The organism is Hydrogenophaga sp. (assembly GCF_030158645.1).
Taxonomy (GTDB): Bacteria; Pseudomonadota; Gammaproteobacteria; order Burkholderiales; family Burkholderiaceae_C; genus Hydrogenophaga.
The window spans coordinates 48,189-70,569 of record NZ_JAOASO010000038.1 but is presented as its reverse complement, the minus strand read 5'-3'; the positions used below and the strand labels follow the sequence as shown (position 1 = coordinate 70,569).

The following is a 22,381-nucleotide window of genomic DNA, read 5'->3' as shown; positions in this document are numbered from 1 at the left end:
CGTTGCGCATGGCCACACGCGACTGCTCGTTGATGACCTCGGGGCCGGTCACGTACTCGCCGTACTCGGCGTTGTTCGAGATCGAGTAGTTCATGTTGGCGATGCCGCCTTCATAGATCAGATCCACGATGAGCTTGAGCTCGTGCAGGCACTCGAAGTAAGCCATCTCAGGCGCGTAGCCGGCTTCTACCAGCGTCTCGTAGCCCATCTTGATCAGCTCGACCGCACCGCCGCACAACACGGCCTGCTCACCGAACAGATCGGTCTCGGTCTCTTCCTTGAAGTTGGTCTCGATGATGCCGGCCTTGCCGCCACCGTTGGCCATGGCGTAGCTCAGGGCCAGATCACGGGCCTTGCCGCTCTTGTCCTGGTGCACGGCCACCAGGTGGGGCACGCCGCCACCCTGGGTGTAGGTGTTGCGCACGGTGTGGCCGGGGGCCTTGGGCGCAACCATCCACACGTCCAGATCGGCGCGCGGCACGACCTGGTTGTAGTGCACGTTGAAACCGTGGGCGAAGGCCAGCGATGCACCCTGCTTGATGTGGGGAGCCACGTTCTGGTGGTAGACCTCGGCAATCTGCTCGTCGGGCAGCAGGATCATGACCACGTCGGCCGACTTGACGGCATCGTTGACTTCCATCACGGTCAGGCCGGCCTTGCCGACCTTGTCCCACGAGGCGCCGCCCTTGCGCAGGCCGACCACGACCTTGACGCCGCTGTCATTGAGGTTTTGTGCATGTGCGTGGCCCTGGCTGCCGTAGCCGATGATGGCCACGGTCTTGCCCTTGATCAGGGACAGGTCACAGTCTTTGTCGTAGAAAACTTTCATGGGTTGCTCCGGTTGAAATGTGTTGTTCGGGGAAATTGAAAACTGGGGGATTGTCTTACACGCGCAGGATGCGCTCGCCGCGCCCGATGCCGCTGGCACCGGTGCGCACCGTCTCAAGGATGGCGGAGCGGTCGATCGCTTCCAGGAACGCGTCGTTCTTGGTCTGGTCGCCGGTGAGCTCGATGGTGTAGCTCTTCTCGGTCACATCGATGATGCGCCCGCGGAAGATGTCGGCCATGCGCTTCATTTCTTCGCGCTCCTTGCCCACCGCACGCACCTTCACCATCATGAGCTCGCGCTCGGTGTACGAGCCCTCGGTGAGGTCCACCACCTTGACGACTTCGATCAGGCGGTTGAGGTGTTTGGTGATCTGCTCGATGACGTCGTCCGACCCGGTGGTCTGGATCGTCATGCGGGACAGGCTGGGGTCTTCGGTCGGCGCCACGGTGAGCGACTCGATGTTGTACCCACGGGCAGAGAACAGGCCAACCACGCGGGACAAGGCCCCGGGTTCGTTTTCCAGCAAGACAGCGATGATGTGTTTCATGTGCGATTCCTCTTTTCGCCGCCCTCCCCTGCGCACGGTAATGCACAGGCTTGGCGGGCAATAGATTCGTCTGAGGGGATGAGGCAGCGGACAACCACTGCCTCGCGGGGGATCAGAGGTCTTCGGAACCCAGCAGCATCTCGGTGATGCCCTTGCCGGCCTTGACCATGGGGAAGACGTTCTCGGTCGGGTCGGTGCGGAAGTCCATGAACACGGTGCGGTCCTTGAGCTTTCGCGCCTCGCGCAGCGCCGCCTCCACGTCTTGCGGCCGCTCGATCAGCATGCCGACGTGGCCATAGGCCTCGGCCAGCTTCACGAAGTTGGGCAGCGCGTCCATGTAGCTGTGGCTGTAACGGCCTTCGTAATCAATCTCCTGCCACTGCCGCACCATGCCGAGGTAGCGGTTGTTCAGCGCCATGATCTTGATCGGCGTGTTGTACTGCAGGCAAGTGGAGAGTTCCTGAATGCACATCTGCACCGAGCCTTCGCCCGTGATGCAGAACACCTCGCTCTCGGGCTTGGCCAGCTTGATGCCCATGGCGTAGGGAATGCCCACGCCCATGGTGCCCAGGCCACCGGAGTTGATCCAGCGGCGTGGCTCGTCAAACCGGTAGTACTGGGCAGCCCACATCTGGTGCTGACCCACATCGGACGTGACGTAAGCGTCGGCGTCCTTGGTCATGTTCCAGAGCGTTTCCACCACGTACTGCGGCTTGATCACATCGGTGTTGCCGCGGTCGTACTTCAGGCAGTCTTTCGAGCGCCAGGTTTCGATGGTGTCCCACCAGGCAGACAGCGCCTTGCCATCGGGCTTGGTGGCGCTTTCGCGCACCATGTTGATGAGTTCGGTGAGCACGTCCTTGACATCGCCCACGATCGGCACGTCGACCTTGACGCGTTTGGAAATGCTCGAAGGGTCGATGTCGATGTGGATGATCTTGCGTTCGTTCTGCGCGAAGTGCTTGGGGTTGCCGATCACGCGGTCGTCAAAGCGCGCGCCCACGGCCAGCAACACGTCGCAGTTCTGCATCGCGTTGTTGGCTTCAATGGTGCCGTGCATGCCCAGCATGCCGAGGAACTTGCGGTCCGAAGCCGGGTAGGCGCCCAGGCCCATCAGCGTGTTGGTGACCGGGTAGCCCAGCATGTTCACCAAGGTGCGCAGTTCTTCGGTGGCGTTGCTGAGCAACACGCCGCCGCCGGTGTAGATGTAGGGGCGCTTGGCGGACAGCAGCAGTTGCAGCGCCTTGCGGATCTGTCCGCCGTGGCCCTTGCGCACCGGGTTGTACGAGCGCATTTCCACCGACTCGGGATAGCCGGTGTAAGGCACCTTGTTGAAGGACACGTCTTTCGGGATGTCCACCACCACAGGACCTGGGCGGCCGCTGCGCGCGATGTGGAACGCCTTCTTCATCACCATGGCCATGTCGCGCGCATCCTTCACCAGGAAGTTGTGCTTGACGATGGGGCGTGTGATGCCGACGGTGTCGCACTCCTGGAAAGCGTCCAGGCCGATCGCGGCCGTGGGCACCTGACCGGTGACGATCACCATGGGGATGCTGTCCATGTAGGCGGTGGCGATGCCGGTGATGGCATTGGTCACGCCGGGGCCCGAGGTGACGAGCGCCACGCCCACATCACCCGTGGCGCGCGCATAACCGTCGGCCGCGTGAACGGCCGCTTGCTCGTGGCGCACCAGCACGTGCTGGATGGTGTCTTGTTTGTAGAACGCGTCGTAGATGTGCAGAACAGCACCGCCGGGGTAGCCCCAGATGTACTTGACGCCTTCGGCCTGGAGGGCCTTGACGAGGATTTCTGCGCCGCGGAGTTCTTGGGGGGCAGTGCCGGTGGCGGCAGCGGCCGAGGCCAGTTCGGCCTTGTTGATTTCCATGATGAACCTTTCGAGAATTTCTCTGACGAAATACCTTGGGTGCCTCTTGACCAACCCTTGTGGGGCGGTGTCGAGACTTGAGACCAGTGGCCATGAGCGGACACATACCCCGCCGGACCCTGATCCGTTTGCCGTGTTTTGAAGTGCAGCGCGGATTATCGCACTGCAGCACAGACTTGCGGCTTCGGGCGGGGTCGAACGCCCTGAAAAAGTGCAAGCCATGACGGCAATGAGACAATTCGAGGCTGTGCCCCGCGGGCCAAACCCACTGCTCCTGCATGTCAGCCACCCTTTCCGACCCATCCCCATCCCCCGACATCGCCCCAACGCCCGACCTGATGGCACCCTCGCTCCGCAGGCGAATGGCCTGCTGGTTGTACGAGGGCACCTTGATGTTCGGCGTGGTGTTCCTCGTCGGCGTGTTGTTCACGACCAGCTATGTGCTGTCTTCGTTCACCCAGTCGGGCAACGCGCTGGACAACCGCTATCTGCAACAGGCCCTCGTGTTCGTGGCCTTCGGCATCTATTTCGGCTGGTTCTGGGCCAAGGGCCAAACCCTGGCCATGAAAACATGGCACATCCGCGTGGTCGACCGCCACGGCAACGCCCTGACGCAGGGCCGTGCGCTGTGGCGCTACGTGCTGTCGTGGCTGTGGCTGTTGCCCCCACTGGCGGTGGCCGGGCTCCTCCACTTGTCGGGGCAGCAGCTCTCGGTGCTGCTGGTGGGCTGGGTCATCATCTGGGCGCTGCTTTCTCGCTTTCACGCGCAGCGCCAGTTCCTGCACGACGCGCTGGCCGGCACGCGCCTGGTCCACTTCAAGCCGGTGGAAGACGCCAGCAAACCCCGTCGCTGGTGGAGTTGACGCCATGAGCCTCCACCCCGATCGCGAACCCGTCAACGCGCAAAAGCTGCGCACCGGTGCCTCCCGCATGTGGCACGCCTTCGGTTACTCGGTGGCCGGCTTGCGGTCGGGTTGGGGCGAGACCGCGTTCCGCCAGGAAGCGCTGGCCGCCATCGTGATGGTCCCGTTGTCTTTCTGGCTCGGTCAAAGCTGGGTGGAAACCGCCCTGCTCGCGGGCTCGGTGATGCTGGTCATGGTGGTCGAGCTGCTCAACACCGGGATCGAAACCGCCATCGACCGCATCGGTCCCGAATGGCACGATCTCTCCAAGCGAGCCAAGGACATGGGCAGCGCCGCCGTGCTGCTCAGCCTGCTGCTGTGTGTGGGCATCTGGGTCGCAGCGGCCTGGCACCGCTGGGCCTGATCACCCACCCCACGTCATGACAGCACCTGCCTTTTCACTGTGTGTCTATTGCGGCTCCCGCCCGGGCGCCACACCCGCCTTCGCGGAAACGGCGCGCGCCGTCGGCCGGTGGATTGGTGAACGCGGCGGGCAGCTGGTGTACGGCGGTGGCCGCAACGGCCTCATGGGCATCGTGGCCGACGCCACCATGGCCGCTGGTGGACAAGCGATCGGCATCATTCCGAAAGCGCTGGTCGAGCGGGAGTGGGCTCACCACGGTTGCACCGAACTGCACGTGGTGGACAACATGCATGAACGCAAACGGATGATGGCCGACAAAGCCGACGCGTTCCTGGCTTTGCCCGGCGGCATCGGCACGTTTGAAGAATTCTTTGAGGTCTGGGCCTGGCGCCAGCTCGGCTACCACGACAAGCCGGTGGGTCTGCTCAACGTGGACGGCTACTACGACGGCTTGATGGCCTTCATGCGCACCGGGGTCGAACAGCAGTTCATGAGCGGTGCTCAGATGGAACTGATCCGTGTCGGCAGCGACGTGCAAGTGCTGTTGCCGGAACTCGTGCAGGCTGCCGGCATGGCGCCGGAAACCCGCATCGAAGCGATCTAGCCACCGGACCGCCTCAGACGGCGGTTTCGTCCTCTTCACCGGTGCGGATGCGCACCACCCGCTCGACCGAGGTCACGAAGATCTTGCCGTCGCCGATCTTGCCGGTGCGCGCCGCGCGAATGATCGCGTCCACACAGCGCTCCACGTCCACCGTCTTCACCACCACCTCGACCTTCACCTTGGGCAGGAAGTCCACCACGTACTCCGCACCGCGGTAGAGCTCGGTGTGGCCCTTTTGGCGCCCGAAGCCCTTGACCTCGGTCACGGTCAGACCGGTCACACCCTGCTCGGCCAGCGCCTCGCGCACTTCTTCCAGTTTGAACGGTTTGATGACGGCGGTGATCTGCTTCATGCGTGGTCTCCAGGGCGTGGCTTGTGGGAAGGATGTTGTCGATTCATTATGCCCAAGGGCCTCGGCGCTGTTCGTACACTGCGCACTCAACCCAATCGTCCGCCCATGAATTCAACCGCTCTGCCCCGCCACGTCCCCATCACCGTCGCCCACCGGGGTGGCCATCCGGAAAACATCCACCACGGCTCCTTCGCGGTGGTCAACGCACAGGGCCATCTGGTGGCCAGCGTGGGCGATGTGGATTCGCCGCTCTTCACGCGTTCGTCCCTCAAGCCCTTTCAGGCCATGCCGCTGATTGCGCAAGCCGCCGAGCGCTACGACCTGAGCGATGCCGACGTGGCCCTGCTGTGCGCGAGCCACAGCGGTGAGCCCATGCACGTGGAGCGCGCCGCGGCGCTGCTGGCCCACATCGGTGCCGGCGAATCCAGCCTGGCCTGTGGCAGCCATGTGCCCTTCTTCTTCAGCACCAACGGCATCACACCCGAGCCCGGCGCCCGCTTCAACCGCCTGCACCACAACTGCTCCGGCAAACACACCGGCATGCTGCTGCTGGCGCACGCGCTGGGCGCGCCGCAGGATGGTTACCTCGAGACCCACCATGTCGTTCAACAGGAGATCGCCCGCAGCGTGAGCCACTTCGCCAGCGTGCCGGTGGACCAACTGGTGCGCGGCACCGACGGCTGCAGCGCACCCAACTACGCCCTGCCGCTGCGTTCGCTGGCCCATGCTTTCGCCCGCCTGACGCAGGAAGAACCTGACCCGGTCTACGGCCAGGCACCGCTGCGGATCGCCCGCGCCATGAGTCGACACCCCGAGCTGGTCAGCGGCCAGGGTCGCAACGATCTGACTCTGATGCGTGCCGGACGCGGCGACTGGGTGAGCAAGGTGGGCGCCGACGGTGTGCAGGTGCTTGCGAGCTTAAGCCGGGGCATCGGCATTGCCGCCAAGGTGAGCGACGGGTTGCTGCCTCCATTGATGGTGGCCTTCGTCTCGGCGATGGAGCAGCTGGGCTGGCTTGACGATGAAAGCCGCGCCGCCCTGGCCAGCCTGGTTCCGCCCCCACTCAAGAACGCCGCCGGCATCGAAGTCGGCGAGATGCGCGCGGTGCTGGAACTGAGGCGGCCTTAAGCGCGGTACTTGCTGGTGATCGGGTAGCGCCAGTCCTTGCCGAAGCTTCGGTGGGTCACGCGGATGCCCACCGGTGCCTGGCGGCGCTTGTACTCGTTGATGCGGATCAGCCGCACGACCTTGTCCACGTCGGCGCGGTCGAACCCGGCGGCCACGATGCTGTCCGGGCTCTGGTCGTTTTCCATGTAGCGCTCGATGATCGCGTCGAGCACCGGGTACTCCGGCAGGCTGTCCTGGTCCTTCTGGTCGGGGCGCAGTTCGGCGCTCGGCGGGCGCACGATGATGCGCTCGGGAATCGGATTGGCGCCCGTGCCGTACGGGTCGTGCGCGTTGCGCCAGCGCGCCAGCTGGAAGACCATGGTCTTGGCCACGTCCTTGATCACCGCGAAGCCGCCCGCCATGTCGCCGTAGAGCGTGCAGTAGCCGGTGGCCATCTCGCTCTTGTTGCCGGTGGTCAGCACGATGCTGCCGAACTTGTTGGACAAGGCCATGAGCAGCGTGCCGCGGATGCGCGCCTGCAGGTTTTCCTCGGTCGTGTCCTCGGGCAGGCCCGCGAATTCGCTGGCCAGGCTGGCCTTGAAGGCCTCGAACTGCGGCGCGATCCCGATCTCGTCGTAGCGCACGCCCAGGCGTGCGGCCATGTCGCGCGCGTCGATCCAGGAGATGTCCGCCGTGTAGGGCGAGGGCATCATCACCGTGCGCACACGGTCCTTGCCCAGCGCATCCACCGCAATCGCCAGCACCAGCGCCGAGTCGATACCGCCCGACAGGCCGAGGATGGCGCCGGGGAAACCGTTCTTGCCCAGGTAGTCTCGAACACCCAGCACCAGCGCGTGCCAGAGGTCGGCCTCGGGGCTGTGTGCGCGGTCGTTCTCGGCGGTGATCTGCCAGCCCGCACCCTGGCGCATGAAGGCAGCGTCAAAGTAGGTTTCTTCAAAGCTCACAGCGCGCCCGGCCAGCGCACCGTCGGCCGCCAGCACGAAGCTGCGGCCCTCGAACACGATCTCGTCCTGCCCGCCCACCAGGTGTGCGTACACCAAGGGCAAGCCGGTCGCCTGGCAGCGCACGCGCATGGCGGATTCCCGGTCGCCGCCCTTGCCGGCGTGGAAGGGTGAGGCGTTGATGACCGCCAGCAGCTCGGCGCCAGCCGCTTTCGCATCGGCCGCGGGCGCGTCGAACCAGGCGTCTTCGCAGATCAGCAGGCCCACGCGCACGCACTGGCCGTCGTTGCCGGTCACGTCGAACACGCAGGTGTCATGGCCCGGCACGAAGTAACGGCGTTCGTCGAACACCTGGTAGTTGGGCAACTCGCGCTTGGCGTAGGTGTGCGTCACGGCCCCCCCATGCAACACGCTGGCGGCGTTGTGCAGGTGGGCCACCGACACGCTGCGTTCGCGCCGCTGGCCACCGGCCAGCCCCGGACGGGCGGGATGTCCCACCACGATGTGCAGGCCTTTGAGGTGGGCGGTGCCGGCCGCCAGGGTTTTGAGGGCATCATCACAGGCGTCGATGAACGCGGGGCGCAGGTACAGGTCTTCGGCGGCGTAGCCGCACAGGGCGAGTTCGGGCGTGAGCAGCAGGTTCACGCCGCGGGCGTGGGCCTTCTCGGCGGCATCGATCACCTTCCGGGCGTTGCCCGCCATGTCGCCCACCACAAAGTTGAGCTGGGCCACGCAAATGGAAAGAGTCATGGGGTCTGAAAACGTTGCGAAATGGGCCTTGAGCTCGCTGTGCGTCGGAGCTGCAGGTGGGTGAAAACGATTATGTCACCCGGGTGTTTTCATCCCCGGCTCAGATCGCAGAGTCCGCATGGAACGCGCTGCTGGCTGTCGACCCCGACCCGAGCCCGTTCATGCGCCACGAATACCTGCTGGCCATGCACGAGAGCGGCAGCGCACGGCCTCGCGCCGGCTGGCAAGCGCAATTCGTGACCTTGTGGCGCGGCGAGTCGTTGCAAGCCGCCTGCCCGATGTACCTGAAGAACAATTCGTACGGCGAGTACGTGTTCGACTGGGCCTGGGCCAACGCCTACTCGCAGCACGGGCTGGACTACTACCCCAAGGCCTTGGTGGCTGTTCCGTTCACGCCTGTGCCGGGGGCCCGGCTGCTCGCGGTTGACGCGGGGGCTCGCACCGCCTTGGTGAAAGCATTGATCCAGCAGGTGCGCGACGAAGACTTGTCCTCGGTTCACCTGCTGTTCGCACAACCACAGGACGTGAAGGCCTGCGAAGACGCCGGCATGATGCTGCGCCACACGGTCCAGTTCCACTGGAAGAACGAAGCGCCATCAGGGGATGACCCACCCTCGCTGTTCACCAGCTTCGACCATTTCCTTGCCAGCCTGCAGCAAGAGAAACGCAAGAAGATCCGCCAGGAACGGCGCAAGGTCGCCGACGCCGGCGTGACGTTTCGTTGGTCGCGCGGCGCCGGCATTGCCGAGTCGGACTGGGACTTCTTCTACCGCTGCTACGAGCGCACCTACCTCGAACACGGCAACGCGCCCTACCTCAACCGCGACTTCTTCCGCCGCATGGCGCAGACCATGCCGCAGCACTGGCTGCTGTTTGTGGCCGAGCGGGATGGTCAGCCCATGGCCTGCAGCCTGATCGGCATCGACGACGCGACCCGCGTGGCCTACGGGCGCTACTGGGGTGCGCTGGAGCGTGTGGACTGCCTGCACTTCGAGGCCTGCTACTACGCGCCGCTGGCCTGGTGCATCGAACACGGCTTCCAGCGTTTCGAAGGTGGCGCGCAGGGCGAACACAAGATGGCGCGCGCCCTGCTCCCGGTCATGACCACCAGCGCCCACTGGCTCGCCCACCCGTCGTTCGCCGATGCGGTCCAGCGCTTCCTGGAGCGCGAGAGCCAGGGCATCGACCAGTACATGGACCACCTCGCCCAGCGCAATCCGCTTCGCTAAACTCGGTCGCCATGGACGAGACCGACGCCTACTTCACCCACACCATCGTGGGTGCACCTTTCTCGGTGCTGCTCGGGCGCCGTCAAGGCCTGCCTCACGCATCGACGCAAGGGCTGACGGTCTCGCTCGCCCGAGGCGACACCGGTTTGAGCGAAGGCTGGCGAAGCTGGGCCGTGCTCGACCACCTCGACACCCCCGCAGGAACCCCCCGCCGGCGGCCCAAACGCCTGCGCCGCTGGCTGGAACGCCATGCCCTCGGCATCGCCTTGGTGGGCTTGCTGATGATGCTGGGCAGCGCGGTGTTCTGGGCCATCGTGTGGCTCCCCACCACCGGCTGGTTGCCGGCCACCTGGATGGAGCGCTGGCCATGGATCTGAAAACCCCGCAGGACACCCTCACCATCGACCCGGTGGCCATGAACGTGGTCAACCGTGTGGCCCTGGGCGGCAAGTTGCACGGTGAACTGGAGTTCAACGGCGGTCTGCTGGTGCAGGGCGAGATCTCGGGCCACATCCGAGTGAACGGCCCGCTCATCGTGTGGACCGGCGCCGTGGTGCGCGGGCGCATCCGCGTGCTGGGTGATCTGTACCTGTTTGGCCACCTGGGGGCCGTGGGCGGCAGCGCGGTGGAAACCAGCCTGGAATGCCAGGGCATGGCCTATGTCGCCCGCAGCGGTGTGTCCACCGGCTCGCTCTCGGCCCGGCGGATGCAGCTCTACGAAGGGGCGAGCCTGCTGGGCCCGTTCAAGACCCTGGGCCCGGGGGACAACCTGCCGGTGTTGAACGACGTGTTGCCCGATCCCTCCGCTGGCTGAACAGGCCGCTCAGGCCTTCTGCGCTTCGTAGGCGGCGATGCCGTCGAGGATTTCCTTGTGGGCGGCGTCCTTGCCTTCCCAGCCAATCACCTTGACCCACTTGCCTGGCTCCAGGTCTTTGTAGTGTTCAAAGAAATGCTGGATGGTGTTCAGACGCATCGGATTCAGGTCTTCGGGCTTCTGCCACTGGGTGTAGATGGAGAGGATCTTGTCGATCGGCACCGCCAGCACCTTGCCGTCTTCACCGGCTTCGTCCTGCATCTTCAGGATGCCGATGGCGCGGCAAGGCACCACCACACCGGGGATCAGCGGCACGGGCGTGATCACCAGCACGTCAACCGGGTCACCGTCACCCGAAATGGTGCGGGGCACGTAGCCGTAGTTGGTCGGGTAGTGCATGGCCGTGCTCATGAAACGGTCCACGAAGATCGCGCCGGTTTCCTTGTCCACTTCGTACTTGATCGGATCGGCGTTCATCGGGATTTCGATGATCACGTTGAAAGATTCGGGCACGTTCTTGCCAGCGGAGACGTTGTCGAGGGACATGTTCTTGAGGGTGGTTGGTTGAAAACTGAAGCAGCCAGTGCAAGCCCGCTGCCTTCTGGGGAGGCATCTGGCGTGTCTCATGCGTTGTGCACGCCTAGGATTTACCCTGATTTTACTGATTCGAAGCTGACTTACCGGCTCGCTTTCTGCTCGCTGCCTTGAATTGCCGCTAAATTGGCAACGTTGGCCAATCGCCCTGTTTCAACGCTGCGCAACGCAGCGCAACCGGCAGCGAGGAAGCAACGCAGCGGGGGCAACCCACCGGCGTTGCCCCTTCCAAGTCGAAACAACGAGGAGCGATTCAATGGTTGGTCAATCAGCGCTGATATTCGTGTTGGTCTGTGGGCTTGTGGCCGTGGCGTACGGCTTCTGGTCGCGCAGCTGGATTCTTTCCCAAGACGCGGGCAATGCCCGCATGCAGGAAATCGCCGGAGCCATCCAGACCGGCGCGGCGGCGTACCTGGCCCGGCAATACAAAACCATCGGCATGGTGGGCGTGGTGCTGGCCATCCTGATCGGTGTGTTCCTTGACGGCCAGAGCGCCATCGGCTTCGTGCTCGGTGCCGTGCTCTCGGGCGCTTGTGGCTTCATCGGCATGAACATCTCGGTGCGCGCCAACGTGCGCACCGCGCAGGCCGCCACCAAGGGCATCGGCCCGGCGCTGGACGTGGCGTTCCGCGGCGGCGCCATCACCGGCATGCTGGTGGTCGGTCTGGGCCTGCTGGGTGTGGCTGGCTTCTTCTGGTTTCTGGTCGGCAACGGCAACCTCACGCCCGACAAGAATCTCGCCAACCTGCTCAACCCCCTCATCGGCTTTGCCTTCGGTTCCTCGCTCATTTCGATCTTCGCCCGTCTGGGCGGCGGCATCTTCACCAAGGGTGCCGACGTGGGCGCCGACCTGGTGGGCAAGGTCGAAGCCGGCATTCCGGAAGACGACCCGCGCAACCCGGCGGTGATCGCCGACAACGTGGGCGACAACGTCGGCGACTGTGCCGGCATGGCGGCGGACCTGTTCGAGACCTACGCGGTCACGCTCATCGCCACCATGGTGCTGGGTGCGCTCATGGTGAGCGCCGCGCCCATGCAGGCCGTGATGTACCCGCTGGTGCTCGGCGGCGTGTCCATCCTCGCCTCCATCGTGGGCTGCTTCTTCGTGAAGGCCAGCCCCGGCATGAAGAACGTGATGCCCGCGCTCTACAAAGGCCTGGCCATCGCGGGTGTGCTCTCGCTGATCGCCTTTTTCTTTGTGACCAAGATGGTCATGCCGGACAACGCCATCACCGCCACCGGCAGCCAGATGCGCCTGTTCGGCGCCTGCGCCGTGGGCCTGGTGCTCACCGCCGCGCTGGTCTGGATCACCGAGTTCTACACCGGCACGCAGTACTCGCCGGTCAAGCACATCGCGCAAGCCTCGACCACCGGCCACGGCACCAACATCATTGCCGGCCTGGGCGTGTCCATGCGCTCCACCGCCTGGCCCGTGCTGTTCGTCTGCGTCGGCATCCTGGCGTCGTACCAGCTCGCCGGCCTGTACGGCATTGCCACCGCCGCCACCGCCATGCTGAGCATGGCCGGCATCGTGGTCGCGCTCGACGCCTACGGCCCCATCACCGACAACGCCGGCGGCATTGCCGAAATGGCCGAGCTGCCCAGCAGCGTGCGCGACGTGACCGATCCGCTGGACGCCGTGGGCAACACCACCAAGGCCGTGACCAAGGGCTACGCCATCGGCTCCGCTGGCCTGGCCGCGCTGGTGCTGTTCGCCGACTACACCCACAAGCTGGAGACCTACGGCCACCAGATCACCTTCGACCTGAGCGACCCGATGGTGATCGTCGGCCTGTTCATCGGCGGCATGATCCCCTACCTGTTCGGCGCCATGGCCATGGAAGCCGTGGGCCGGGCGGCCGGTGCGGTGGTGGTGGAGGTGCGTCGCCAGTTCAAGGAGATCCCCGGCATCATGGAAGGCACGGCCAAGCCCGAGTACGGCCGCGCGGTCGACATGCTGACCACCGCCGCCATCAAGGAAATGGTGATCCCCTCGCTGCTGCCGGTGATCGTGCCCATCCTGGTGGGCGTGCTCCTCGGCCCCAAGGCGCTGGGCGGCCTGCTCATGGGCACCATCGTCACCGGCCTCTTTGTCGCCATTTCCATGTGCACGGGTGGCGGCGCCTGGGACAATGCCAAGAAATACATCGAAGACGGCCACCACGGCGGCAAAGGCAGTGAGGCTCACAAGGCCGCTGTGACCGGTGACACCGTGGGCGACCCCTACAAGGACACCGCCGGCCCGGCCGTGAACCCGCTGATCAAGATCATCAACATCGTGGCGCTGCTGATCGTGCCCCTGCTGCCGATGGCGGCCTGATCGGTCTCGCGACCACCCGGACGGCTCACTTCGGTGGGCCGTTTTTGATGGTGGTGGCGGCCATTGGCGCGGCGGCAAGCAGGCGCACCACGGCCCCCGCACTCGGCGTGAGTCGGTCCAGCTGTGCCGCCTCGCCGCGTTCGATGGCTTGCAACACCAGCTCGTGGATGCCCCCCACCGCGGCCATGGCCATCGTGGGCGTGAGCACCGGGGCCTGTGTGTTGATCGTCTCCAGCATGAAGTCGGCCAGGTGCTGCATCACCTCGCGCCGCACCTGGGCCCCCGCGGCGCCCAGGTGGTGAATTTCCACGAACAGCATGCGGATGAGTTGAGGCCCGGCCGAGAGGTGCTTGAGGTAGGCGCCCAGCGCGTGCTCCACCTGGTCCTGCCAGGGACGCTCCGACTGAACCGAGTCGCGCAGCGTGCGCAGGGCCGATGCGCTGGCGGCCCGGTAGAGCTCGAGGAAACACGCATCCTTGTCCGCGAAATGCTCGTAGAAAGTGCGCTTGGACACCCCGGCTTCGGCCACCACCGCGGCAATGGAGGTGGCTGCCAACCCTTGCGCGGCCGCCACGTTGGCCATGGCCTGCAGCAGACGGGCACGGTGTTCGTTCGAGGCGTTGTCAGCGCCGGGTGGATGCTTCAGCTTCATGTGGCGCGATCTTAGGCGCTCGGCTTGACAGACCGGTCTTCGGCGCGCACCATCGTGCCTTTTGGTACCGACTCGTACCACTCCGACCACGCCATCCAAAGCCGCACCATGACCACCCTCACCGTCCGCCGCCTCCTGATCGACCTGGAACAACCCGTGGCGCGACACTGGTGCGCGAACGACGCCTTTCTCACCGCCTGGTTCAACGCCCTGTCGATGAGTTTCCCGGTGGGTGAACAGTTCTTTCTGGACTCGGTGCGCCACGGCGCCAAGGGTCTGCCGCCCGAGCAGCAAACCGCGTGGCGGGCCGAGGTACAAGGCTTCGTGGGCCAGGAAGCCACGCACCGGCGCATCCATGCCCTGTTCAATGCCCAGGTGGAGAAGCACGGGCTGGTGAACACCTGGGGGCCGCGCATCGAAGAGCGCATGAAGCTGCTGGCGGGTTCCGACCCGCGCCATCACCTGGCCATCACAGCGGCCAACGAACACTTCACCGCGCTGTTCGCCGAATGGTTGCTCTCTCACACCGATGTGTTCCACGACACCGAACCGCGACTGAAAAACCTCTGGCTCTGGCACAGCGCCGAAGAGTCGGAGCACAAATGCACAGCATTCGACCTCTACCAGGCCCTGGGCGGCAGCCAGGCGTGGCGTGTGAAGTGGATGCGCCGCGTCACCGTGTTCTTTCTCACCGACGCCCTGCGCCAGACCGTGCTCAACCTGCACAAGGACGGCACACTGTGGAGCTGGTCCACGTGGCGCAGCGCGGCGCGTCACCTGCTGGGCCGCAACGGCCTGCTGAGCAGCAGCTTCAAACCTTGGCGCGCCTATTTCCGCCCCGACTTCCACCCCAACCAGCAGTCGAGCGATCTCTCGGACAACTGGCTCAGCAGCCATGCCGATCAGTACACGCGCGTCGGGGCGGGTTGAGCGAACGACCACAGCGCTACCCCGTGGGGTGTCATCGATAATGACCCCATGTCCGAACGTGTCATCCCCCTGATCGATCAGCGCCTCATCAACACCGTGGCGCGCATTCCCACCACACCGGTGGCACCCACCGGCCTGCTGGGCGACGCGCTGGGCCGCCCGCTGCGCGATCTGCGCATCAGCGTGACCGACCGCTGCAATTTCCGCTGCAGCTACTGCATGCCCAAGGAAATCTTCGACAAGGACTACGCCTACCTGCCGCACAGCTCGTTGCTGTCGTTCGAAGAAATCACCCGCGTGGCCAGGCAGTTCGTGGCGCACGGGGTGCAGAAGATCCGCCTCACCGGCGGTGAGCCGCTGCTGCGCAAGAACCTCGAAATCCTGATCGAACAGCTCGCGGCGTTGCGCACCACCGAGGGCCAGCCGCTGGACATCACGCTCACCACCAACGGCTCACTGCTCAAACGCAAGGCCGCTGCGCTGAAGGCCGCTGGCCTGCAGCGCGTCACGGTGAGCCTGGACGGCCTGGACGACACCATCTTCCGCGCCATGAACGACGTGGATTTTCCGGTGGCCGATGTGCTGGAAGGCATCGAGGCCGCGCAAGCCGCCGGGCTCGGGCCGATCAAGGTCAACATGGTGGTCAAGCGCGGCACCAACGACCACGAAATCCTGCCGATGGCGGCGCATTTCCGGCACACGAAGGTGGTGCTGCGCTTCATCGAGTACATGGACGTGGGCGCCACCAACGGCTGGCGCATGGACGAGGTGCTGCCCAGCGCCGAGGTGGTGCAGCGCATCCACCGCGAACTGCCGCTGGTGCAGCTGGGTGCCGCTGCGCCGGGTGAGACCGCCGAGCGCTGGGGCTATGCCGACGGCTCTGGGGAAATCGGCGTGATCAGCAGCGTGACCCAGGCCTTCTGCAGCGACTGCAACCGCGCGCGCCTGTCCACCGAAGGCCAGCTCTACCTGTGCCTGTTCGCCAGCCAGGGCCACGACCTGCGCCCGATCATCCGTGGCGGCGCCACCGACGAACAACTGGCCGGCGCCATCGCCGGCATCTGGCAGGGCCGCAGCGACCGGTACTCCGAACTGCGCGCCAGTCTCCCCCCCGACGCCTCCACCGGAACCCGACGCGTAGAGATGAGCTACATCGGCGGCTAGACCATGACCCCCACGCTCCACCGCTGCGCGGGTCGCTGCCCCCCAAGGGGGCTGACCTTGCTTGGGGCGGCCCTGCGCTGCGGTCTTCTTTCTTCGACAACATGATCCACACCAACGAAATCACGGGCCTGGTGCTCGCCGGGGGCCGCGGCTCCCGCATGGGCGGGCTCGACAAGGGCTTGCAGAACTTCAACGGCACGCCGCTGGCGCTGCACACGGTCTTGCGTCTGCAGATGCAGGAAGGCACTCTGGTGGGCGATCTCATGCTCAACGCCAACCGCAACCTCGCCGCCTATGAGGCATTTGGCGCGCCGGTGTGGCCCGACACACTCAGCGACTTCCCCGGGCCGCTGGCGGGTTTCATGACCGGGCTGGAGCGGTGCGAGACGCCCTACCTGCTCACCGTGCCCTGCGACACGCCGCTCTTTCCCTTCGATCTGGCGCAGCGCCTGGCCAAGGCCTTCGATGACGAGGGCACCGAGATCGCCATGGCCGCCGCGCAGGAAGAAGACGGCCAGTTGCGACCCCAGCCGGTGTTCTGCCTGATGCGCGTGGACCTGCTGGAGAGCCTGGTCGCCTTCACGCAGGCGGGTGGCCGCAAGATCGACGCGTGGACCGCGCAGCACAAGACCGTGGTCGTGCCGTTCAACCAGCCCGGCGACGACCCGCGCGCCTTCCACAACACCAACACCCTGGCCGAGCTGCACGCGCTGGAAAAGGGCTGATCCCATGAAGACGATCGAGCAGATCGCAGCCGAGCTGCAAGGCTACGACCCGCAGGCGCTGAGCGCTGACCAGGTCAACGAGTTCCTGGCCCACCTGGTGCAGCCCGTGACCGCCACCGAGGAAGTGGGGGTGTTCGAGGCGCTGGACCGTGTGCTCGCTGTGGACGTGGTCTCACCCATCAGCGTGCCGCCCCACGACAACTCGGCCATGGACGGTTTCGCTTTCGACAGCCGGCTGCTCCAGCCAGGCCAGCCGCTCAAGCTGCGCGTGGCGGGCACCGCTTTTGCCGGCAAGGCGTGGGCGGGCGCCTTGCAAGCCGACCAGTGCCTGAAGATCATGACCGGTGCCATCATGCCGGCTGCGCTGGACACGGTCGTGCCGCTGGAGTTCGTCAAGGTCGAGGGCGACAGGGTCGAGATTCCGCCCGGCGTGGTGGCAGCCGGCGACAACCGCCGGCTGCTCGGCGAAGACCTCATGGCCGGCCAGCCGGCGCTGCGCCGGGGTCAGACGCTCGGCCCCGCCGCGCTGGGCCTGATCGCCAGCCTGGGCCTGCCCACCGTCACGGTGTTCCGCAGAATCCGGGTGGCCTACTTCTCCACCGGCGACGAGATCCTGACCTTGGGTGAACCCATCCGCGAAGGCGCCGTGTTCGACAGCAACCGCTACACCGTCTTCGGCCTGCTCAAGCGTTTGGGTGTGGACGTGATCGACATGGGCGTGGTGCGTGACGAACCCGCACTTCTCGAAGCCGCTTTCCGCAGTGCCGCGACGCTGGCCGACGCGATCATCACCAGCGGCGGTGTGAGCATGGGCGAGGCCGACCACACCAAGGCCATGATGAAGCAGCTGGGCGACGTGGCGTTCTGGCGCATTGCCATGCGGCCAGGTCGCCCGATGGCGGTGGGCCGCATCACCGAGCGCGGCAAATCGTCGCTGCTCTTTGGTCTGCCGGGCAATCCAGTGGCCGTGATGGTCACCTTCCTGGCCTTCGTGCGCCCTGCCCTGCAGCGGCTCATGGGTGGCGCGGCCACGTCGCCGGTGCTCTTGCAGGCGAAGAGCCTGGAGCCGCTGCGCAAGAAACCCGGACGCACCGAATACCAGCGCGGGATCGTGAGCCGGGCGGGCGACGGTTCGCTCACGGTTCGCATCACCGGCAACCAGGGGTCGGGGGTGTTGAGCTCCATGGTGGAGGCCAATGGACTCATCGTCTTGCACCATTCGCAAGGCAACGTCGCTGTTGGCGACAGCGTGGACGTGATGATGTTTTCCGGGGTGATCTGAGTTTTCTCTCGCCGGTGGTTCCGGTCATCGGCGAGCGCGTTGGCACCCTTGACCGGTCGTGCCGACATCACGTCAACGAAAGCGTCCTACTTCGCCGGAACCACCTCGACAGGGCCATCCGCAGGCACGGGCGGCTGGTGCGACTTGGTGCGCGACAGCAGCGTGTACATGGTTGGCACCACAAAGATGGTGAGCAAGGTGCCCAGGCTCATGCCGCCAACGATCACCCACCCGATCTGCTGGCGGCTCTCGGCGCCCGCACCCGTGGCCAACGCCAAAGGAATGGCACCCAGCACCATGGCACCGGTGGTCATGAGGATGGGACGCAGACGCAAGGCTGCCGAGCGCTTGACCGCTTCCAGCTTGTCCACGCCCTGCTGGCGCAACTGGTTGGCGAACTCCACGATCAGGATGCCGTGTTTGGTGATCAGGCCCACCAGCGTGATGAGTCCGATCTGGCTGAACACGTTGAGCGTGCCGCCGGTGAACTTGAGCGCCAGCAGCGCACCCAGCATGGACAGCGGCACGCTGAGCATGATGATGAAGGGATCGACGAAGCTTTCAAACTGGGCCGCGAGCACCAGATAAATGAACAGCAGCGACAGCACGAACACGATCGCCAGCGAACCCGACGAGTTTCGGAACTCCCGGCTCTGGCCGTTCAGGTCGGTGGTGTAACCCGCGGGCAGCAGTTCGGCCGCCGTGGCGTCCATGAAGTCCAGCGCCTCGCCCATGGAATAGTCGGGCGACAGGTTGGCCGTGATCGAGGCGCTGCGACGTTGCCCGAAGTGGTTGAGCTCGCGCGGCACCACGACCTCACGCGTGGTGATCAGAGAGGCCAGCGGGATCATGGCGTCACCGCGCCCGCGCACAAACAGCCGATCGATGTCCTCGGGCGTGCTGCGGTTCGACGACTCGGTCTGCACGATCACGTCGTACTGTTCACCGTCGCGCTTGTAACGCGTCACGGTGCGCCCACCCAGCATGGTTTCCACGGTGCGGGCGATGGCGTCCACCGTCACGCCCATGTCGGCGGCGCGCTCGCGGTCCACATCCATGCGGATCTCGGGCTTGTTCAGCCGCAGGTCGGTGTCCACCTGCACAAAGCCGGGGTTCTGTGCGAGCTTGTCCTGGAACTGGCGCACCACGCGGGCGAGGTTCTCATACGAGTCGCCGGTCACGATCACATAGTTGATCGGACGCTCGCGAAAGCCTTGGCCCAGCGATGGCGGCGTGATGGGAAAGGCGCTGATACCGGGCAAGGCCGCGATCTTGGGCGCGAGTTCGCGTGCGATTTCCATGGTCGTGCGGTCGCGGTCCTCCCAGGCTTTGCCGCGCATGATCACGCTGCCCTGGGCCACGGAGGGGTTGCCCACGATGGTGAAGATGCGTTCGAATTCGGGGATGTTCTGTCCCATGCCTTCGATGGCTTCGGCGTACTTGCGGGTGTAGGCCAGGGTTGCGCCATCGGGACCGTTGATCGAGGCCAGCACGACACCGCGGTCCTCCATGGGCGCGAGTTCCTGGCGCGTGCCCTGCAACAGCAACCAGCTGCCCGCCGCGCTGACCAGCATCACCGCCACCACCAGCCAGCGCACCTTGAGCGACCACCCGAGCAAACGCTCATAACCATTGCTGAGCGCCGTGAGACGCCGCTCCATGAAGGTGTCGAATCGTCCCGGCTTGGGGTTGTGCTTGAGCAGCTTGGAACACATCATGGGCGAGAGCGTGAGGGCGACGAAGCCGGAGACCACCACAGCGCCGGCCAGCGCCAGCGCGAACTCGGCAAAGAGCCGCCCGGTGCGCCCCGGCGTGAAAGCCAGCGGCGCATACACCGCTGCCAGGGTCAAGGTCATGGCCACCACCGCAAAGCCGATTTCCCGCGCGCCCTTGATCGCCGCGGCGAACGGTTCCATGCCTTCTTCGATGTGCCGGTAGATGTTCTCCAGCACCACAATGGCGTCGTCCACCACCAGGCCGATGGCCAGCACCAGCGCCAGCAGCGTGAGCGTGTTGATGGAGAAACCGAACAGCGCCATCAGAGCGAAACAGCCGATCAGGCTCACCGGAATCGTCACCAGTGGAATGATGGAAGCGCGCAAGGTCCGCAGAAAGACAAAGATCACGAGCGCCACCAGGACGGCGGCTTCAGCGATGGTGGTGTACACCGCCTTGATCGATCGGTCGATGAAGATCGAGTTGTCGTTGGCCACCTCGACACGCACGCCCTCGGGCAGGTCGGCCACGATCCGCGGCAGCATGTCCTGCACGCCGGCCGACAGGTCCAGCGGGTTGGCGGTGGACTGTCGAATGACACCGAGCGAAATCGCCTCGCGCCCGTTGTAGCGCACCGATGTCCGTTCGTCCTGGGGTGCCTGTTCGACGCGGGCCACATCGCCGATGCGGATGGTCTGGCCGTTGACGGTGCGCACGCCGATCTCGCGAAACTGCTCGGGCGTCTGCAGGTCGGTCGCCGCCGTCACGTTGAATTCGCGCTGGGCGCTCTCGATGCGACCGGCCGGCACTTCCAGGTTGGACCTGCGAAGGGCGTCTTCCACGTCCTGCACCGTGAGGCTGTAAGCGGCCAGGCGGTCGGCATCGAGCCAGACGCGCATGGAGTACCGGCGCTCGCCGAAGATGCGCACATCGGCCGCTCCGGGGGCCGTCTGCAAACGCGGCTTGACGATGCGGTTGGCCAGATCGCTGAGCTCCAGCGTCGACATCGAATCCGAGTTGAGCGCCAGCCAGATCACAGGCTGTGCATCCGCCTCCACCTTGGCGATCACCGGCTCGTCCACGTCCTGCGGCAGGCGCTGTCGCACGCGGCTGACCTTGTCCCGCACATCGGCCGCGGCCGAGTCGGGATCGCGCTCAAGCTTGAAGCGCACCGTGATCTGGCTTTCTTCCTGGCGGCTGATCGAGGTGATGATGTCCACCCCCTCGATGCCGGCCAGGGAGTCCTCCAGCACCTTGGTCACCTGCGTTTCGATGACCTCGCTGGAAGCGCCGCCAAAGGTGGTGCTGACCGTGACATTGGGCTCGTCGATGCGGGGGTACTCACGCACCGTGAGACCGTTGAATGCGACCAGCCCCACCAGCAGGACCAGCAGCGAGAGCACGGTGGCGAACACCGGGCGCCGGATGGAAATTTCAGGCAATTGCATGGGGGCTCCGGTGGCTCGAGGCGTGTCAGGGCGTGGTGGACTTGGGAGCCTGCGGCGCGGCGTCTGTGGCAGGGGCCAGGTTGACCACGCGCACAGCGGTGCCGTCGCGCTGCAGTCGCTGCTGACCCGCGACCACCACCGTGTCGCCAGCGCTCACGCCCTTGACAATCTGCACCTCGGCGCCACGGCGCACGCCGGGCTGCACCTCGACCCGCCGCGACACCAGCTTCTTTGCATCGCCCTGACCTTGCTCCTCGAGCAGGAAAACAAACTGCTTGCCGCCCTGGGGCACCATTGCTTCCTCGGGGACCACCAGCGCTGCGTCGTTGACCGAAAACACGATCAGAACCCGCGCAAACATGCCCGGACGCAGATCGGCTCCGGGTGTCCGGGGCATCACCGCGCGCACGGAAATCGAACGGCCGTTGGCATCGAGCAAGGGGTCCACCGCCAGCACCTTGGCCTCGAAGCTCTTGCCCGGCAGTGCGTCGAGTTGCACCTGAACACCCTGTTCGGTCGCGATGCTGCTCTGGTAACGCTCGGGCAAGCGGAAATCCACGGTGAGCAACGAAGTGTCTTCCAGGTTCACCAGATCGTCACCATCGCCCACAAACTGGCCCAGGTTGATGCTGCGCAGACCCACCGTGCCGTTGAAGGGCGCGGTGATGCGCATGCGCTGCATGCGCGCCGTGGCCAGCGCCACCTGGGCCTCGGCCACCTGCAGGTTGGCCTGGCTTTCCTCCACCACCCGCGTGGCAACGAAGTTCTCCGCGACCAGTTCCTGGTTGCGCTTGAGGTTGGCACGGGCGATCGACAGCTGGGCCTGTGCCTGGCTGAGTTCTGCGCGCTGCAAGGTGTCGTCCAGTTGCACCAGCAACTGGCCCGTCTTGACCTGTGCCCCATCCGCAAACGCGATGCGGGCCACGCGACCACTGACCTCGGGCTTGAGCGTGACGCTCTGGCGCGAGCGCAGCGTGCCCACCGCCTGAGCATCGTCCTGGAGCCGGACCGCCTTGACCCGGGTCACTTCGACGCCTGGCGTGCCGGCACCGGCACCGCGCGCCGCGTTCGCAGGCGCCGCGCCGGCGGTGGCTGGTGCTTCGCGGTTCTGCAGCCACCACGCGGCCCCGGAAGCCAGGGCAAGGCCCGCTACCGCCACCACAAGATAAACAGCTTTCTTGGCCATGGTCGTTTTTTTGAAG

At 65.4% G+C, this 22,381-nt stretch carries 21 protein-coding genes; 12 read left to right on the top strand and 9 right to left on the bottom strand.

Going from position 1 to position 22,381, the window contains the following annotated elements:
- From ilvC to Q1W68_RS04240, 3 genes are all read right to left on the bottom strand, one after another.
- On the bottom strand, positions 1 to 829 hold an 829-nt coding region (ilvC, locus tag Q1W68_RS04250), incomplete at its 3' end, for a ketol-acid reductoisomerase (protein ID WP_300715672.1).
- A gap of 55 nt (positions 830 to 884) precedes the next feature.
- Positions 885 to 1,376, bottom strand: coding sequence for an acetolactate synthase small subunit (ilvN, locus tag Q1W68_RS04245; protein ID WP_056274670.1), 492 nt, complete (start codon positions 1,374 to 1,376; stop codon positions 885 to 887).
- A gap of 112 nt (positions 1,377 to 1,488) precedes the next feature.
- Positions 1,489 to 3,264, bottom strand: a complete 1,776-nt coding sequence (locus tag Q1W68_RS04240; RefSeq protein WP_300715670.1) for an acetolactate synthase 3 catalytic subunit — start codon at positions 3,262 to 3,264, stop codon at positions 1,489 to 1,491.
- A gap of 338 nt (positions 3,265 to 3,602) precedes the next feature.
- On the opposite strand from Q1W68_RS04240, the gene Q1W68_RS04235 reads away from it, so the two are divergent.
- From Q1W68_RS04235 to Q1W68_RS04225, 3 genes are read left to right on the top strand one after another with little or no spacing between them, the layout of a single operon-like run.
- Positions 3,603 to 4,127: an RDD family protein gene (locus tag Q1W68_RS04235; RefSeq protein ID WP_300655838.1), complete on the top strand. Its 525-nt coding sequence runs from the start codon at positions 3,603 to 3,605 to the stop codon at positions 4,125 to 4,127.
- Positions 4,128 to 4,131: 4 nt separating this feature from the next.
- Positions 4,132 to 4,530: a diacylglycerol kinase gene (locus Q1W68_RS04230; protein WP_300655837.1), complete on the top strand. Its 399-nt coding sequence runs from the start codon at positions 4,132 to 4,134 to the stop codon at positions 4,528 to 4,530.
- A gap of 16 nt (positions 4,531 to 4,546) precedes the next feature.
- On the top strand, positions 4,547 to 5,134 hold the full coding sequence (locus Q1W68_RS04225) for a TIGR00730 family Rossman fold protein (protein ID WP_300655836.1): 588 nt from the start codon (positions 4,547 to 4,549) through the stop codon (positions 5,132 to 5,134).
- A gap of 13 nt (positions 5,135 to 5,147) precedes the next feature.
- On the opposite strand, the gene Q1W68_RS04220 is transcribed toward Q1W68_RS04225, so the two are convergent.
- Complete coding sequence (locus Q1W68_RS04220; RefSeq protein ID WP_056274681.1) at positions 5,148 to 5,486, bottom strand: P-II family nitrogen regulator; 339 nt, start codon at positions 5,484 to 5,486, stop codon at positions 5,148 to 5,150.
- 105 nt (positions 5,487 to 5,591) lie between these two features.
- Between Q1W68_RS04220 and Q1W68_RS04215 the strand changes: the two genes are divergently transcribed.
- On the top strand, positions 5,592 to 6,614 hold the full coding sequence (locus Q1W68_RS04215; RefSeq protein ID WP_300655834.1) for an asparaginase: 1,023 nt from the start codon (positions 5,592 to 5,594) through the stop codon (positions 6,612 to 6,614).
- Here Q1W68_RS04215 and Q1W68_RS04210 read toward each other — a convergent pair.
- Positions 6,611 to 8,305: an NAD+ synthase gene (locus Q1W68_RS04210; RefSeq protein WP_300715668.1), complete on the bottom strand. Its 1,695-nt coding sequence runs from the start codon at positions 8,303 to 8,305 to the stop codon at positions 6,611 to 6,613. The genes Q1W68_RS04215 and Q1W68_RS04210 overlap by 4 nt on opposite strands.
- Before the next feature lie 50 nt (positions 8,306 to 8,355).
- On the opposite strand from Q1W68_RS04210, the gene Q1W68_RS04205 reads away from it, so the two are divergent.
- The 3 genes from Q1W68_RS04205 to Q1W68_RS04195 are packed head-to-tail and all read left to right on the top strand — an operon-like array spanning position 8,356 to position 10,348.
- Complete coding sequence (locus tag Q1W68_RS04205) at positions 8,356 to 9,534, top strand: GNAT family N-acetyltransferase (RefSeq protein WP_300715673.1); 1,179 nt, start codon at positions 8,356 to 8,358, stop codon at positions 9,532 to 9,534.
- A gap of 11 nt (positions 9,535 to 9,545) precedes the next feature.
- Entirely contained in the window at positions 9,546 to 9,911 is a 366-nt protein-coding gene (locus Q1W68_RS04200) for a hypothetical protein (protein WP_300653535.1), read from the top strand.
- Positions 9,902 to 10,348, top strand: coding sequence for a polymer-forming cytoskeletal protein (locus Q1W68_RS04195; protein WP_300653536.1), 447 nt, complete (start codon positions 9,902 to 9,904; stop codon positions 10,346 to 10,348). Before Q1W68_RS04200 ends, Q1W68_RS04195 begins: the two co-directional genes overlap by 10 nt.
- Positions 10,349 to 10,357: 9 nt before the next feature.
- On the opposite strand, the gene ppa is transcribed toward Q1W68_RS04195, so the two are convergent.
- On the bottom strand, positions 10,358 to 10,894 hold the full coding sequence (gene ppa / locus Q1W68_RS04190; RefSeq protein ID WP_300653538.1) for an inorganic diphosphatase: 537 nt from the start codon (positions 10,892 to 10,894) through the stop codon (positions 10,358 to 10,360).
- 304 nt (positions 10,895 to 11,198) lie between these two features.
- Between ppa and Q1W68_RS04185 the strand changes: the two genes are divergently transcribed.
- Positions 11,199 to 13,262, top strand: a complete 2,064-nt coding sequence (locus Q1W68_RS04185) for a sodium-translocating pyrophosphatase (RefSeq protein ID WP_300715666.1) — start codon at positions 11,199 to 11,201, stop codon at positions 13,260 to 13,262.
- Between the two features lie 25 nt (positions 13,263 to 13,287).
- Here the strand turns inward: Q1W68_RS04185 and Q1W68_RS04180 are convergent, their stop codons facing one another.
- Positions 13,288 to 13,914, bottom strand: coding sequence for a TetR/AcrR family transcriptional regulator (locus tag Q1W68_RS04180; protein WP_300653767.1), 627 nt, complete (start codon positions 13,912 to 13,914; stop codon positions 13,288 to 13,290).
- Positions 13,915 to 14,022: 108 nt separating this feature from the next.
- Between Q1W68_RS04180 and Q1W68_RS04175 the strand changes: the two genes are divergently transcribed.
- The 4 genes from Q1W68_RS04175 to glp all read left to right on the top strand — a co-directional run bounded on the left by Q1W68_RS04175 (position 14,023) and on the right by glp (position 18,015).
- A complete protein-coding gene (locus Q1W68_RS04175; protein WP_300653764.1) occupies positions 14,023 to 14,844 on the top strand; it encodes a metal-dependent hydrolase in 822 nt (273 codons plus the stop codon).
- Between the two features lie 48 nt (positions 14,845 to 14,892).
- Positions 14,893 to 16,008, top strand: coding sequence for a GTP 3',8-cyclase MoaA (gene moaA, locus Q1W68_RS04170; protein ID WP_300715665.1), 1,116 nt, complete (start codon positions 14,893 to 14,895; stop codon positions 16,006 to 16,008).
- Positions 16,009 to 16,109: 101 nt separating this feature from the next.
- Complete coding sequence (gene mobA, locus Q1W68_RS04165) at positions 16,110 to 16,733, top strand: molybdenum cofactor guanylyltransferase MobA (RefSeq protein WP_300653544.1); 624 nt, start codon at positions 16,110 to 16,112, stop codon at positions 16,731 to 16,733.
- A 4-nt stretch (positions 16,734 to 16,737) separates the two neighbouring features.
- Positions 16,738 to 18,015, top strand: coding sequence for a gephyrin-like molybdotransferase Glp (glp, locus tag Q1W68_RS04160; RefSeq protein ID WP_300715664.1), 1,278 nt, complete (start codon positions 16,738 to 16,740; stop codon positions 18,013 to 18,015).
- An 86-nt stretch (positions 18,016 to 18,101) separates the two neighbouring features.
- Here glp and Q1W68_RS04155 read toward each other — a convergent pair whose 3' ends face one another.
- Together Q1W68_RS04155 and Q1W68_RS04150 are read right to left on the bottom strand one after the other, a co-directional pair.
- Complete coding sequence (locus tag Q1W68_RS04155) at positions 18,102 to 21,179, bottom strand: efflux RND transporter permease subunit (RefSeq protein WP_300653957.1); 3,078 nt, start codon at positions 21,177 to 21,179, stop codon at positions 18,102 to 18,104.
- Positions 21,180 to 21,204: 25 nt separating this feature from the next.
- A complete protein-coding gene (locus Q1W68_RS04150) occupies positions 21,205 to 22,365 on the bottom strand; it encodes an efflux RND transporter periplasmic adaptor subunit (protein ID WP_300653955.1) in 1,161 nt (386 codons plus the stop codon).
- Positions 22,366 to 22,381: the final 16 nt, after the last annotated feature.

What these genes read in the sequence shown, in the direction of transcription:
- ilvN (WP_056274670.1), bottom strand. Translation starts at nt 1,376, where the DNA reads ATGAAACACATCATCGCTGTCTTGCTGGAAAACGAACCCGGGGCCTTG.
- Q1W68_RS04240 (WP_300715670.1), bottom strand. Translation starts at nt 3,264, where the DNA reads ATGGAAATCAACAAGGCCGAACTGGCCTCGGCCGCTGCCGCCACCGGC.
- Q1W68_RS04235 (WP_300655838.1), top strand. Translation starts at nt 3,603, where the DNA reads ATGGCACCCTCGCTCCGCAGGCGAATGGCCTGCTGGTTGTACGAGGGC.
- Q1W68_RS04230 (WP_300655837.1), top strand. Translation starts at nt 4,132, where the DNA reads ATGAGCCTCCACCCCGATCGCGAACCCGTCAACGCGCAAAAGCTGCGC.
- Q1W68_RS04225 (WP_300655836.1), top strand. Translation starts at nt 4,547, where the DNA reads ATGACAGCACCTGCCTTTTCACTGTGTGTCTATTGCGGCTCCCGCCCG.
- Q1W68_RS04220 (WP_056274681.1), bottom strand. Translation starts at nt 5,486, where the DNA reads ATGAAGCAGATCACCGCCGTCATCAAACCGTTCAAACTGGAAGAAGTG.
- Q1W68_RS04215 (WP_300655834.1), top strand. Translation starts at nt 5,592, where the DNA reads ATGAATTCAACCGCTCTGCCCCGCCACGTCCCCATCACCGTCGCCCAC.
- Q1W68_RS04210 (WP_300715668.1), bottom strand. Translation starts at nt 8,305, where the DNA reads ATGACTCTTTCCATTTGCGTGGCCCAGCTCAACTTTGTGGTGGGCGAC.
- Q1W68_RS04200 (WP_300653535.1), top strand. Translation starts at nt 9,546, where the DNA reads ATGGACGAGACCGACGCCTACTTCACCCACACCATCGTGGGTGCACCT.
- Q1W68_RS04195 (WP_300653536.1), top strand. Translation starts at nt 9,902, where the DNA reads ATGGATCTGAAAACCCCGCAGGACACCCTCACCATCGACCCGGTGGCC.
- ppa (WP_300653538.1), bottom strand. Translation starts at nt 10,894, where the DNA reads ATGTCCCTCGACAACGTCTCCGCTGGCAAGAACGTGCCCGAATCTTTC.
- Q1W68_RS04185 (WP_300715666.1), top strand. Translation starts at nt 11,199, where the DNA reads ATGGTTGGTCAATCAGCGCTGATATTCGTGTTGGTCTGTGGGCTTGTG.
- Q1W68_RS04180 (WP_300653767.1), bottom strand. Translation starts at nt 13,914, where the DNA reads ATGAAGCTGAAGCATCCACCCGGCGCTGACAACGCCTCGAACGAACAC.
- Q1W68_RS04175 (WP_300653764.1), top strand. Translation starts at nt 14,023, where the DNA reads ATGACCACCCTCACCGTCCGCCGCCTCCTGATCGACCTGGAACAACCC.
- moaA (WP_300715665.1), top strand. Translation starts at nt 14,893, where the DNA reads ATGTCCGAACGTGTCATCCCCCTGATCGATCAGCGCCTCATCAACACC.
- mobA (WP_300653544.1), top strand. Translation starts at nt 16,110, where the DNA reads ATGATCCACACCAACGAAATCACGGGCCTGGTGCTCGCCGGGGGCCGC.
- glp (WP_300715664.1), top strand. Translation starts at nt 16,738, where the DNA reads ATGAAGACGATCGAGCAGATCGCAGCCGAGCTGCAAGGCTACGACCCG.
- Q1W68_RS04155 (WP_300653957.1), bottom strand. Translation starts at nt 21,179, where the DNA reads ATGCAATTGCCTGAAATTTCCATCCGGCGCCCGGTGTTCGCCACCGTG.
- Q1W68_RS04150 (WP_300653955.1), bottom strand. Translation starts at nt 22,365, where the DNA reads ATGGCCAAGAAAGCTGTTTATCTTGTGGTGGCGGTAGCGGGCCTTGCC.